The sequence below is a fragment of the Bifidobacterium mizhiense genome (assembly GCF_020884755.1).
In the GTDB taxonomy this organism is placed as follows: domain Bacteria; phylum Actinomycetota; class Actinomycetes; order Actinomycetales; family Bifidobacteriaceae; genus Bombiscardovia; species Bombiscardovia mizhiensis.
Window position 1 is genome coordinate 256,836 of record NZ_BPWE01000001.1, and the last position, 12,391, is coordinate 269,226.

Sequence of the window (12,391 nt, forward strand, 5' to 3'; positions counted from 1 at the left end):
AACCCTGACCGGCTCATAGCACCAAGCGATATAGTGACCTTATGAACAGCAGCCAGCCTATTGCCGCAACCTTCCCCGCGCCGACGAACGGAACCGGTACCAACCCTCCGACCATAGCAGGAGGCCAGGGCCGACCCCATCGCAAACCTCTGAGTGCCCTGGTGGATCCCGGCTGGGCCAAGGCTCTCGCTCCTGTCGAACCCAACATTCACCGGATGGGCGACTTCCTCAGATCCGAGCTGGCCCAGGGCCACCGCTATCTGCCTGCCAGCAAGAACATCCTGCGTGCCTTTACCATCCCCTTCGACTCCATCAAGGTCCTGATCGTGGGCCAGGATCCCTATCCGACTCCCGGGCATCCGGTAGGCCTGAGCTTCTGCGTGGATCCTGCAGTCAGCCCCATCCCCGGCTCCCTGCGCAATATCTACGCCGAGCTGAGTACTGACCTGGGCCTGCCCACGCCCTCCAACGGCGATCTGACACCTTGGACCCGGCGAGGGGTCATGCTGCTCAACCGCTGCCTGACTGTTCGGGTTGGCAAGCCGGCCAGCCACCGGAACAAGGGCTGGGAGGAGATCACCGACGCCGCCATCCGAGCTCTGAACGACAGGCGCGACCAGGAGGGCAAGATCCGGCCCCTGGTAGCCATTCTTTGGGGAAGGCAGGCCCAGAGCTTGGAGCCCCTGCTGACCAACGCGGCCATCATCAAATCCCCGCACCCCAGCCCCATGTCGGCCCGATACGGCTTCTTCGGGTCCCGTCCGTTCTCCAAGGCCAACCAAGCGCTGGAGGCCATGGGCGCCGAGCCGGTGGACTGGTCCCTGACCTGAGTCCGGCTGGCTGAATCGTCAGGAAATGCCGTTACCATGTCTGCTATGGCATTATTCCCACCACGACCCAGTCAGTCCCCATCTGTTCAGTCCGGTCAGAACCGGCAGGTTCCGCCAATCAGCCAGGACGACCTGCAACGTTGCCGTCAGTTGGCCGACCGGATCCGAACCCGCTTTTCAAGGACTCTGGTAGGCCAGGAGAACCTGCGCGAGGCCCTTATCCTGACGCTGGTGGCCTCAGGACACATCCTGATCGAATCCGTGCCCGGTTTGGCCAAGACCACCGCCGCCCAGACCCTGGCCACCTCGGTCTCCGGCAGCTTCAAGCGGATCCAGTGCACACCCGACCTGATGCCCTCGGATCTGGTAGGCACCCAGGTTTACGACTTCTCCACACAGCGCTTCTCGACACAGCTGGGCCCTATTCACGCCAACTTCGTTCTCTTGGACGAGATCAACCGCTCCAACGCCAAGACCCAGTCAGCCATGCTTGAGGCCATGGCCGAGGGCGCCACCACCATCGGCGGCGAGCGCATAGCCCTACCCCGGCCCTTCATGGTGATCGCCACCCAAAACCCCATTGAGGAGGAGGGTACCTACAACCTGCCCGAGGCCCAGATGGACCGGTTCATGCTCAAGGCCGTCATGACCTATCCTGATGCCGACCAGGAGACCCGAATGCTGCAGATGCTGACCAGCCGAGGCACCGATATGCCCGGCAAGGACGATCGGGACGCACTGACCATCGCTGATGTGGACTTCTTGAGGCAGAAGGCCCGACAGGTCCACGTGGCGGAGCCCATCATGCGATATGCAGTCGATCTGGCAGCCACCAGCAGGGGGGCTGGATCGCGGCCCATCCAAGGGCTGGCCGAACAGGTGAGACTGGGAGCCAGCCCGCGTGCCTCCATCGCTCTGGTGCGCATTGGCCAGGCCAGAGCCCTGCTGACTGGCAGGGATTACGTCATTCCCGAGGATCTGAAGGACTGGGCCCATTCAGTACTCCGCCACCGGATCCTGCTGACCTTCGAGGCTCAGGCAGACGGCATCAGCAGCGACGACATCATCGACCAGATCGTCGACACGGTGCCGGTGCCATGAGCCGTCGACGCTCGGATCGCGACCCGGTCCGCAGGCGGATCGAGTCCTTGGACTCCAGCCTGCGGCTTCCTACGGTGCGCAGGGCCCTTGGTCTGCTGGAGGGTGAGCACTCCTCCAGCCGACGCGGCGGTGGAGACGAACGTGCCGACCTGCGCGCCTATGAGTTCGGAGACGAAACCCGCATGATCGACTGGCACGCCAGCGCTCGGATGGGTCGGCCCATGGTGGTGGAGCGCGAGCGCCTGGTTACCAGCAAGGTCTGGCTGTTGCTGGACGTTGGCCGCGAGATGTCCGGAACCTGCCCTGACGGGGAGCAGGCCATCCAGGTAGCCGCCAACGCCCTGTGCATGTTCGCCTCCCTAAGCCTGCGCCGCAGCGATGAGGTGGATCTGGTCCTGGTCGATTCATCCGCCATCCGCCGCATACCCTGCCAGGGGGGCTTCGCCCGATTCGAACAGACGCTGGACCGAGCTCTGGAGTCACCGCTGGATCAGCCGCGCAACCTTGAGGCCCTGCTGGGCTACGCCGCCGGCATCCAGGACCGGCAGGCCATGCTGGTTATCGCCACCGACCAGTCGGCATTGCACGTAGACCTGATGCCGACCATCCGACAGTTGGCAACCACCCACCCCCTGAATCTCATCGGAGTGGAGACCATGAATCCCCTGCGCCAGCAGCCCGCTATGGGCTCGGTAACGGATGCGCCCAGCGGACGCAGGATCCCAGCCTTCCTGCGAACCGCGAACGGGACGCGAGCTGTGGACCTGCACAGACGCTATCAGATCGAGGCCTTTAGCCGGGAACTGTCCAGAATCGGGGCCTCCCTGATCCGGGCAGACTCCAGCATAGCCATGTTCAACAGGTTCATCCACCTGCTTTCAGCCGGCAGACCGGGCATCCCCATGCGACGGACGGTGATGGCGGCATGAGTGGTGTCGTCCTGATTCGTCTTGCGTCCGATCATGGCCGAATCAAGGTCATGCCCACCATGACCCAGCCCACCTGGCTGTTGGCTCTGACAACAACCGCCATCATACTGGCCCTGGCCCTGGCCGGAGCAGCCATTCTTTTGCCTAGGTTCCGCCGTCAGCAGGAAGAGCATCCGATCCAAGCGAGCTCTGACTCCCTCGATGCATGGCGTCGGCGGATTGATCAGGTGGTGGCCCAGTACGACAAGGGCCATCTGGACCGCGACCAGGCCATGACAGCACTAGCCACTATCGCTCGTGGATTTGCCTCCCACTCCTGGAACAGCGACATGAAATCCAAGACTTTGGCCGAAATCCAGGCTCAGCCCCGCACGCCGAGTACGCGACAGGGTCTGGACCTGCTTCGACAGACCATAGATGCCCTCTACCCGCCCGAATTCGCCCTTCCACGGGACAGCGAGGGAACTGACGCCACGGTGAATCAGGCAGCCGACTGGGTACGGGATTTGATTGAACGGTGGCCACGATGAGCATAGGCAATCTGTCCTGGAGGTGGCCCTGGCTGCCGGTCCTGGCCCTGGCCCTGGCCTTGGCATTCGGCCTGCTGGCTCACCATATGACACGTCGTGGCAAGCCGGATCAGGAACCGGGAGCCCGGATCTGGACCTTGGACAGCGACCTGGACACCGAGGAGGGCCACGAGGCCCTGCGGCGCTGGCGGCGATTGAACCGCTGCGCTGCAATCCTGCTCGCTCTGGCCCTGCTGATGGTTTTGAGCCTGGCTGCAAGGCCTGCCCGGGTCGATCGGACATTGGAGCAGGGTCATAACCGCGATATCGTCCTATGTCTGGATGTGTCCGGGTCCACCCTGCCCTACGACCGGCAGGTGATCGCCTCATACCTCGATCTGGTCCGCAACTTCCGGGGCGAACGCATGGCCCTGAGCATCTTCAATTCCACCTCGCGCACCGTCTTCCCCCTGACTGATGACTATGACATGATCACTGCCGAATTAAGCAAGGCTCGGCGGATCCTGGACGGAGTGCAGTCCCAGGACCGCATCGACGCCATGAGCGGACGACAGTACCAGGACATCAGCGACTGGCTGGAGGGCACGCAGAACCGCCGGGACACCACCTCACTGATCGGCGACGGGCTGGTGGGCTGCGCTGCGCTCCTGCCGCAATTCGCTCCCAAGAACCAAACCCGACCGGCAAAGGCCGACCAACGTTCGAGCTCCTTGGTCCTGGCCACCGATAACGTGGTCTCCGGCAAACCCACGTACACCCTGGAGGAGGCGCTCAAGCTGACCTCGGCCGCGGGAATCGCGGTGGACGGGCTCTATTCGGGACCGGACCAGGGCACCGAGGATGAGACCACCAAGCAGATGCAGCGGCTGATCGAAGCCCGTGGCGGTATCTTCCTGCGACGGCAGGATGGGAACTCCATCAACGCGCTGGTCCGCCGGATCGAACGTCGCCATGGAGCCGACCCACGCCAACAGGAGCAGTCCAGCCTGGTGGATGCACCCGGCTGGTGGACCCTAGCCCTGGCCCTGGCCCTGTCCGCATATCTGCTCCTGGCCTGGAGGCTGAAGCGATGAACATACTCAAGTCCCTGACCTTTGAGCCTGCTCTGGGCTGGGTGGCCGGCGGCCTTCTGGCAGGCCTGCTCTTGCTCCTGGCCATTGCGCTGGTCATCCATGGACTGCGTAAGGGACAGGATACGGATGCCGATCGCTGGGCCCTGGCCCGACGCACCGCCATGGTCCTGATCCTGGCCCTCATGGTCCTGACTCCCAGCACCGTCAGCAAAACCACCAACAAGGCCGTCAACGCCACTGATGTCTTCATTGCGGTTGACGTGACCGGATCCATGGCAGTCAAGGATGCCGGATATGGAACCCAGGACGGCATGAGCCGATTGGAGGCGGCCAAGGCGGCCGTTCGAGACCTGGTCGACATCTATCCGGATGCATCCTTCTCGGCTCTGAGTTTCGGTGCCTCGGCCAGCGTCGATCTGCCCCTGACCCCCGACGTACGAGCTGTGGACAACTGGGCCCGTGGGCTGACCACAGAGCCCACCTCCCGTTCCTCGGGTTCCAGTCTGGACGCTCCTCTGGATCGGCTGACTCTGGCATTGAAGCAGACCAAGGACCGACATCCCAACGACCGGATCCTGCTCTATCTGATCAGCGATGGGGAGCAGACCGGCAGGGATGAACGGCGATCCTTCAGCGCTCTTAGAGAAGGGTTGGACGAGGCTTTTGTCCTGGGAACCGGTTCAGCCAAGGGAGGCACGGTGCCATTGACCTCCGATGTGGGCGGCAGCGATGCCGGAGGCTGGGTGAAGGATCCGCAGACCGGCCAGCCGGGCATCTCGGCCATGGACCCGAACACCCTGAAGGCCATGGCCGACGAGATGAGCGGCCACTATCAGGCCCTGGCCAAGGGGGTCACCGTCCGCGAGGGTGCTACAGCTTCGTCCTCCAAGCGCTACCGGGTGACCACGGTCGACCAGGTACGTCGACATGTCACTCCACTGGTCTGGCCCTTGGCACTGGTGGAACTGGTCCTGGTCCTGGTTGAGGCAGGGCAATGGATCCGTACTTCGAGGAGATTGCTATGAGCAGGAAGATCCTTCGAACGCGTCTGGTTCTTATTGTTGTAGCCCTGATAACAGCACTGGCCGGGGCATGGGGCCTGATCAACGTCAGAGCCATCGCCACTTACAACGAGGCCACGCGCACACTGAACACCAGCATCCGGCAGGCCCGAAACCCACAGGCAGACCCGGCAGCAATCAAGGCACTGCAAGATCAGGCAGACCGCCTTTTCGACCAAGCGGCGCGGCCGGGTCCCTTGCTTCTGCCGAAGACTAGGCAGGCCGCGCAGGCCAACCAAGCGACCAGCACTGCGCTGACCCAGCGTACGGAACGGGTACTCAAAAAACAACAAGCGGACAAAACCAAGAATGGGCAGGATAGAAAAAGCGGATCAGGCAAGGGCTCATCCTCTGGGCTGACCAAGCAGCAGGAGGCTGAGGTGGAGGATCTGCTCAAGCGCAACCAACAACAGAGCGATCCCTCCTCCTCCCCCAACCCAACAGGCAATACGGGCGGCCACCAGGACCAGGAAAAGGGCGTCAAACCCTGGTGACCGGCCTTACCAAGCATTGCTCAACCATTTGCAAAGACCTGTCCCCATCAAAACGGGTCAGGCAACATTCGACCACATAGCCCCATCGGCGCCATGCAAGCGTGACCGCGGTGATGAAGTAGACGCATGGACAAGTCATCACCATCGTCACTACCCACCTGGGGCTCCTTCCTCGAGCAGTCCTCCTACCTGTCCGATCCTGAGGCGGCCGGAACCTGCCCCTGTCACGCACGGGCAGCCCGTTGCCGGACCATGCTGGCCGATATGGCTCGGCAGTCGAGAACAACTCTGGTGCACCTGAGCGAATTAGCCGGCCAAGCTCTCAGGGTCGACTGGCAGGGAAAGGCCGCTCAGGCCTACCGGGCCCAGGTACGGGCCATGGATGCCCTCTGCCAGGATCAGCGTGTCCAGGCAGGACGCACCTTGAACCTGATCGATCAAGAGAGCCAGCCATGAAGCGGACGATCACCGCCGCACCAGACGCCAACGGTTACACCAGCACCGAATTGGATCATCTGACCGGCATGGCGGACCGGCTCAACCAGGCGGGTGGTGCCCTGGCCACCCTGCAGACACAATGGATTCTTACCGATCAGGCCATCCGCAGAACCATGCCAGGACTGCCGGCACTCCCCTGCGCCCAGGCTACCGTGCCGCCACCAGGTCACGCCCGTCTGCCCCTGGATCTGATGGTGACCTTCTGCAGTGACCAAGCTCAGTCCTGCGAAAACCTACGCACCAAGCTCCAGTCTGTGGCCGATCGGCTGACCAAGGCCTACGGGTTGTACTCGCAGGCGGAATCATTCATGGAAAAGCTGATGGACTCCCTGATATCCACGGCCGTGACCCTCTTTCAGCCCATCGCCCCGTACATGTTGGGAACCATCGGTCTGAGCCTGGGAGCAGCTAAACTGACCGGCAACCTGGATGCCTCGCAATTCCAGGAATTTCTGGAAACTACAGCCGGCATCCATCAGCCTCTGCTGGCCGCCGCCGCGTCCGACCTGACTTCAGACCACCATGATCCTATTGGCAGATTGGTCACCGATCCAGGCCTGCTGGTGCCCTTCATACTCGCTCATCTTCAGGGTGACCGGCTCACGATGGATCCTGTCCAGCCACAAGGCAAGGGGTTGGGCGAGGCTCATGACATCGCCACCGCTCTGCAGAATCTGGAGGCCTTGGGATCCTGCCGGGACGGCATTCCTTACGCAACCATCGCTGTACAACGATATCGGGAGGCGGACGGCAAGAACCGTTGGCTGGTCTACATACCCGGCACCAGCTCCCATCTCGATTCCCCCATCGGATGGGGCCAAAACATCCAGCTCATGAGCGACAAGGCTTCAGTGCGCGAAAGTGCGGCCTCCCTGCGTCTAGTGGACCAGGCCATGCGGGAGGCCGGGGTGCGTCCGGACGATCCGGTCAGCCTGGTAGGTCATTCCCAGGGCGGCATCGTGGCCGCCACCATGGCTTCGGATCTTTCCAACCGTTACCACTTCGATCACATCGTGACCGTCGGATCACCCATCGCTCACCGCCAGATAGGGTCAGACACCTGGGTCACCAGCGTGGAGATGCGCGAGGAGCTGGTCTCCAGTCTTGATGGAGCCGACAACCCCTCGCGGCCCAATCAGCTGACCGTCAGGGGAAGGGCGGGCGGACCTCCCCCTACAGGCGGCAACCAAACTGGCCGGTCGGTGACCACTGCCGGCCCTGGCAAGGAATCCACCCATGGCATGGCCTACCAGCGGGCGGCCTGGGCTGATGCCCGCGATCAGAATTCACCAGCCGTACGACGCCAGGACGACCACTTCGCCCATGCCATCGAGGGCGATCTGCAGGAGACCCGCTACTACCGCGGAAGGCTGCAGCGATGAGCGGGACACGCGGACCCCCAAGAGCACTCATATCGATTCCTGCTGGTTGACCCGGTCGTCTAGGCTGGAGGCATGAACCTGAGCCGAATCACCCCAGTCATCCCCCTCAACCCCTTGGACGGACGTTACCGCAGGCAGACCGCCGATCTGGTGGACTACCTGAGTGAACCTGCCTTGAACCGCGAGCGTATGCGGGTCGAGGTCGAATGGATGATCATGCTGGCCAACGGCTACCAAGGCAACGGCCAGCACCCGGTCCTGCCGGGTGTAAAGCCTCTGACCGAGGCTGAGCAGGCTTATCTGCGGGCTGTCCCCGAGGATTTTGATGCCGATGGCATCACCGAACTGGCAGGTATCGAAGCCCAGACCCACCACGATGTCAAAGCAGTGGAATACTTCATCGACCGCCGTCTGGAGGCTGCAGCCACAGCCCTTGGCCCCGAGTCCCAACTTCCCAGGCTGACTCCCCTGGTCCACTTCGCCTGCACCAGCGAGGACATCAACAACCTGTCCTATGCCCGTTGCATACGAGGCGGGGTCGAACAGGTCTGGCTCCCCAAGGCCACACGGATCGAGAACCATCTGGCCACCATGGCAGAGCAATACCGTGATCTGCCCATGCTTGCCCTGACCCACGGCCAGCCAGCTACACCCACCACCCTGGGCAAGGAGATGGCGGTCTACGTCCACCGGCTGCACCGGCAGCTGGACAGGATCCGCAATCAGGACTACATGGGCAAGATGAATGGTGCCACTGGAACCTTTGGCGCCCATATGGCCGCCCTGCCGCAGGTGGATTGGATTGATCTGACCCGGACCTTCATCACCGAGCGGATGGGCCTGGTCTGGAACCCATTGACCACCCAGATCGAGTCCCATGACTGGCAGGCCGAGCTCTTTGGCAGCATCGCCCACCTGGGCCGGATCCTGCACAATCTGGCCGTGGATATCTGGATGTACATCTCCCGTGGCGTCTTTGCCCAGGAACCTGTCAAAGGCGCGACAGGATCCAGCACCATGCCCCACAAGGTCAACCCCATACGCTTCGAGAATGCCGAAGCCAATCTGGAGATCTCGGGAGCCCTGCTGGACACCCTGGCCACCACCCTCACCGAAACCCGCTGGCAGCGGGACCTGACCGACTCCACCACCCAACGCAACATAGGTTCGGCCCTGGGCTACAGCCTGCTGGCTCTGGACAACCTGGACGGCGGCCTGCAGACCATCCACCCCGACAAGGCCCTGATGGCCCGCGAGCTGGACAACAATTGGGAGGTTCTGGGCGAGCCCATACAGACGGCCATGCGGGCCGCTGGGCTGGCTGGACGCTCAGGCATGGATCACCCCTACGAGCAGGTCAAGGAGCTGATGAGGGGCAAGAGGATCGGCCGGGAGGATGTCGAGCACTTCATCGACGGCTTGGACCTGGACCAGGACACGGCCAGTCGGCTCAAGGCCCTGACGCCGGCAACCTACACCGGCGCAGCCGGAACCTTGGTGGACTTCGATCGCGACTGACCATGACCCCGTCCCAGTCGACCACCACCCCCGAGGACACTGATTCCGCCCACCCTGGACAGGCAGACCAGGTCGTCATCAGAGATACCCCACCCCAGCGGGTCCATGATGCCGAAGACCTACTTCGAGCCCTGGCAGCCCTGATCCTGGGAATCCTGGTCACTCTGGCAGCTGTCTACCTGAAAGGAATAGCGGCCGGGGTCGAGTCTGACATGCGCCAGGCTGGCAATGCCATGGACTGGCTCATGGACGTACCCACCGCTTTCCTCCAGCAGGCGGTGACGGTGACCGTGGTCCTGGCCGTGATTATCCATCTGCTGGTTAACAGAGAATGGATCCAGGCCATCACCGCCCCCCTGGCCATGTTCCTGGGGTTTGGGCTGGTCATGCTGACCTCCAACCTCATCCTGAAGGCGGGCAACCCGACCCTGATCGCCTCATTCAGCTCCCAGAACGCCATAGGGTCGCCCGTCCTGCTGCCTGACTTCTATGCCGGTCTGGCTGCCTTCCTGAGCGCAGCAGGACCCCGTCGCCTGCGCAGCTCGGTCAAGTGGGGATGGAACGCTCTATACGTCGTGGCCATCATCATGGTCGCCATATCCTCCAATTCGGCCAGCGGGGTTCTGGTCTCGCTTATCCTTGGACGAATCATGGGCATGGTCGTCCGATACCTGGCGGGCACGCAGAACAAGGGCGCCTGGGGGCAGGGGGTAGTGCAGGCGATAGCCTCCATCGGCATCCATGCCACGAGTCTGGAACGTCAGGATCCCAGTCTGGACTCCGATGGCCAACCCCTGCCAGCCCTCGACGACGACCTCATTGAGGCCTCCCGCATCTACAGAGCCCATGACGGGCAAGGCCACACCTACACGGTGTCGGTCATGGACGGCCAGCTGCACACCATGGGCTATCTGATGCAGCTCTGGCAGTGGATCAAGCTGTCCGGAGTCTCCATGCGCCGGGACCGGTCAGTCAGAAACTCCATGCAACACCACATGGCCCTGCTGACTGAATTGCGGGATCTGGGGCTACCGGCCCTGCACCCCTATGGTCTGACGGAGAGCGCCGAATCCTCGATTCTGGTACTGGAGGATGATGTCCATCTTGATCCCCTGGAACCTGAGAACCTGGACGCCGACAGGGCCAAGCAGCTGATGGACTACCTTCGTCGGGCCAACGAGCGTGGCTTCACACACCGCCGCATCCGCCCGGAGACTCTGACCATGGACCAGTCGGGTTCCATGGTCATCGCCGGCTGGGAAAACGGCGACAGCGCCAGCTCCCAGGCCAACATCGCCCTGGACCGGATCCAGCTTCTGGCCTTGATCGCCACGATGATCGGGGTGGATCAAGCCATTGATGCCGCCCGTGCCTCCTGGGGGGTCAAGACCCTGGCGGGACTGTCACCCTTCTGTCAGATGGTGGCCATTCCCGCACAGACCCAAGCCCTGCCCGGCTGGGATCGACAGATTCTGACTGACCTGCGCAAACAGTTGCAGGCTCTGGCTCCCCCTGAGTCGGTGGCTGAGACCGGCCAGGTAACCCTCTCACGTTTCAGTCTGCGCAGCTTCGTGGCCCTGGCCCTCTTGGTAGTAGCTGTGGCAGTCATTGTCACCCAGTTCAACCTGCCTCAGGTCATCAGCGCCGTCCGCAATGCCAATCCTTGGATGGCTGGACTCTCCTTCCTGCTGGGATCACTGTCTTGGGTGGGCTGCGCCATCACCCTAGGAGTCTTCATCGATCCGGCCAAGCGCGATTTCAAGGGTATCTTCCTATCCCAGGTAGCCTCCTCCTTCACCTCGGTCTCCATGCCTGCCGGAGTGGGACCGGCCTTCGTCAACCTGCAGTTCCTGCGGCGGGACGGTTATGGCAACACCATGGCCACGGCCATCATGAGCGCCGTGGTGGCCGTCCAGTTCGCGACCACCTTCTGCCTGCTGATCGTCATCGGACTGTTCACCGGGCGCAACACCCTATCCGGGATGATCCCCACCAACACCCTGGTCATCGTCATCGGAACAGTGGCCATCATCGCAGCCCTGATCATGGCCCTGCCGTACACACGACGAATGGTCATGGAACGCTTGATGCCCATTGTGGCCTCCTATGCCCGCCACCTTGTGGAGATATTGACTCAGCCCCGACAGCTGGTAGTGGCCGTACTTGGGGCTGTGCTGCAGTCGGCCGCCTTGGGCATGAGTTTCTGGGCCGCCCTGATGGCCTTCGGCTGCAGGACCAACGTTTTCGAGACCACTTTCGTCTTCCTTCTGGCCAACACGCTAGGTTCGGCTGTCCCCACCCCTGGCGGTTTAGGAGCCATAGAGGCTGTGCTCTTCTCCGCCTTCCGCCTGGCTGGCGTCCCCTCAGGCGTGGCTATCTCGGCCACTCTGGTCTTCCGTGTAGCCACCTACTGGCTGCGCATCCCCCTGGGAGCCCTTGCCATGCGCTGGCTGAGCAAGCACAATCGCATCTGAAGAGCCCTTTGGACACTTTCATTCCCAAGGACCTCAAAAATCGCTTGATGAAATGTCGGAAACCCCCGAAAAATGCGGTGTTTGGGCCTAATCTGCGGTAATATCAGTCATTGACCGTTGGGCTTTCCCCAAATCAAGCAATGGGAGGCCCCCGAAAGAAGGATGTTCTATGGCATACAACAAGTCTGATCTCGTGTCGAAGATCGCGCAGAAGTCCAACCTGACCAAGGCTCAGGCGGAAGCTGCTGTCAACGCCTTCCAGGATGTCTTCGTCGAGGCCATGAAGTCCGGTGAGGGTCTGAAGCTGACCGGTCTGTTTTCAGCCGAGCGTGTCAAGCGCGCCGCCCGCACCGGCCGCAACCCCCGCACCGGTGAGACCATCAAGATTCCGGCCAGCTACGGCGTGCGGATCTCCGCAGGCTCGCTGCTGAAGAAGGCCGTCACCAACAAGAAGTGAAACCAGCCTTTCTACAAGGGCCCCGGCATCCATCCACGGATGCT

General features: G+C 62.3%; 12 protein-coding genes. All 12 read left to right on the forward strand.

Going from position 1 to position 12,391, the window contains the following annotated elements:
* The first annotated feature begins 41 nt into the window (after positions 1–41).
* The 12 genes from LPC22_RS01045 (at position 42) to LPC22_RS01100 (ending at position 12,347) form a co-directional block, all read left to right on the forward strand.
* Positions 42–830, forward strand: a complete 789-nt coding sequence (locus LPC22_RS01045) for a uracil-DNA glycosylase (protein ID WP_229131707.1) — start codon at positions 42–44, stop codon at positions 828–830.
* Positions 831–875: 45 nt separating this feature from the next.
* Positions 876–1,931 carry an AAA family ATPase gene (locus LPC22_RS01050; protein WP_373312847.1) on the forward strand — a complete coding sequence of 352 codons (1,056 nt, stop codon included), beginning with the start codon at positions 876–878 and terminating at the stop codon, positions 1,929–1,931.
* Entirely contained in the window at positions 1,928–2,860 is a 933-nt protein-coding gene (locus tag LPC22_RS01055) for a DUF58 domain-containing protein (RefSeq protein WP_229131709.1), read from the forward strand. Before LPC22_RS01050 ends, LPC22_RS01055 begins: the two co-directional genes overlap by 4 nt.
* Positions 2,857–3,390 carry a hypothetical protein gene (locus LPC22_RS01060; RefSeq protein WP_229131710.1) on the forward strand — a complete coding sequence of 178 codons (534 nt, stop codon included), beginning with the start codon at positions 2,857–2,859 and terminating at the stop codon, positions 3,388–3,390. The genes LPC22_RS01055 and LPC22_RS01060 overlap by 4 nt, the downstream gene beginning before the upstream one ends.
* Complete coding sequence (locus LPC22_RS01065; RefSeq protein ID WP_229131711.1) at positions 3,387–4,463, forward strand: vWA domain-containing protein; 1,077 nt, start codon at positions 3,387–3,389, stop codon at positions 4,461–4,463. Before LPC22_RS01060 ends, LPC22_RS01065 begins: the two co-directional genes overlap by 4 nt.
* Positions 4,460–5,488: a vWA domain-containing protein gene (locus LPC22_RS01070; protein ID WP_229131712.1), complete on the forward strand. Its 1,029-nt coding sequence runs from the start codon at positions 4,460–4,462 to the stop codon at positions 5,486–5,488. Before LPC22_RS01065 ends, LPC22_RS01070 begins: the two co-directional genes overlap by 4 nt.
* Positions 5,485–6,018, forward strand: a complete 534-nt coding sequence (locus tag LPC22_RS01075; RefSeq protein ID WP_229131713.1) for a DUF6466 family protein — start codon at positions 5,485–5,487, stop codon at positions 6,016–6,018. Before LPC22_RS01070 ends, LPC22_RS01075 begins: the two co-directional genes overlap by 4 nt.
* Before the next feature lie 126 nt (positions 6,019–6,144).
* Positions 6,145–6,474 (forward strand): hypothetical protein, encoded by a 330-nt coding sequence (locus LPC22_RS01080; RefSeq protein WP_229131714.1) that lies wholly within the window; start codon positions 6,145–6,147, stop codon positions 6,472–6,474.
* Entirely contained in the window at positions 6,471–7,898 is a 1,428-nt protein-coding gene (locus LPC22_RS01085; protein WP_229131715.1) for an alpha/beta hydrolase, read from the forward strand. The genes LPC22_RS01080 and LPC22_RS01085 overlap by 4 nt, the downstream gene beginning before the upstream one ends.
* A gap of 72 nt (positions 7,899–7,970) precedes the next feature.
* Positions 7,971–9,416 (forward strand): adenylosuccinate lyase, encoded by a 1,446-nt coding sequence (gene purB, locus LPC22_RS01090; RefSeq protein WP_229131716.1) that lies wholly within the window; start codon positions 7,971–7,973, stop codon positions 9,414–9,416.
* A gap of 2 nt (positions 9,417–9,418) precedes the next feature.
* Positions 9,419–11,890: a lysylphosphatidylglycerol synthase transmembrane domain-containing protein gene (locus tag LPC22_RS01095; protein WP_229131717.1), complete on the forward strand. Its 2,472-nt coding sequence runs from the start codon at positions 9,419–9,421 to the stop codon at positions 11,888–11,890.
* 169 nt (positions 11,891–12,059) lie between these two features.
* Positions 12,060–12,347 carry an HU family DNA-binding protein gene (locus tag LPC22_RS01100; protein WP_015022121.1) on the forward strand — a complete coding sequence of 96 codons (288 nt, stop codon included), beginning with the start codon at positions 12,060–12,062 and terminating at the stop codon, positions 12,345–12,347.
* Positions 12,348–12,391 lie beyond the last annotated feature (44 nt).

Coding starts and splice junctions, on each gene's coding strand:
- LPC22_RS01100 (WP_015022121.1), top strand. CDS start 12,060: ATGGCATACAACAAGTCTGATCTCGTGTCGAAGATCGCGCAGAAGTCC.
- LPC22_RS01075 (WP_229131713.1), top strand. CDS start 5,485: ATGAGCAGGAAGATCCTTCGAACGCGTCTGGTTCTTATTGTTGTAGCC.
- LPC22_RS01060 (WP_229131710.1), top strand. CDS start 2,857: ATGAGTGGTGTCGTCCTGATTCGTCTTGCGTCCGATCATGGCCGAATC.
- LPC22_RS01045 (WP_229131707.1), top strand. CDS start 42: ATGAACAGCAGCCAGCCTATTGCCGCAACCTTCCCCGCGCCGACGAAC.
- LPC22_RS01065 (WP_229131711.1), top strand. CDS start 3,387: ATGAGCATAGGCAATCTGTCCTGGAGGTGGCCCTGGCTGCCGGTCCTG.
- LPC22_RS01095 (WP_229131717.1), top strand. CDS start 9,419: ATGACCCCGTCCCAGTCGACCACCACCCCCGAGGACACTGATTCCGCC.
- LPC22_RS01050 (WP_373312847.1), top strand. CDS start 876: ATGGCATTATTCCCACCACGACCCAGTCAGTCCCCATCTGTTCAGTCC.
- purB (WP_229131716.1), top strand. CDS start 7,971: ATGAACCTGAGCCGAATCACCCCAGTCATCCCCCTCAACCCCTTGGAC.
- LPC22_RS01055 (WP_229131709.1), top strand. CDS start 1,928: ATGAGCCGTCGACGCTCGGATCGCGACCCGGTCCGCAGGCGGATCGAG.
- LPC22_RS01070 (WP_229131712.1), top strand. CDS start 4,460: ATGAACATACTCAAGTCCCTGACCTTTGAGCCTGCTCTGGGCTGGGTG.
- LPC22_RS01085 (WP_229131715.1), top strand. CDS start 6,471: ATGAAGCGGACGATCACCGCCGCACCAGACGCCAACGGTTACACCAGC.
- LPC22_RS01080 (WP_229131714.1), top strand. CDS start 6,145: ATGGACAAGTCATCACCATCGTCACTACCCACCTGGGGCTCCTTCCTC.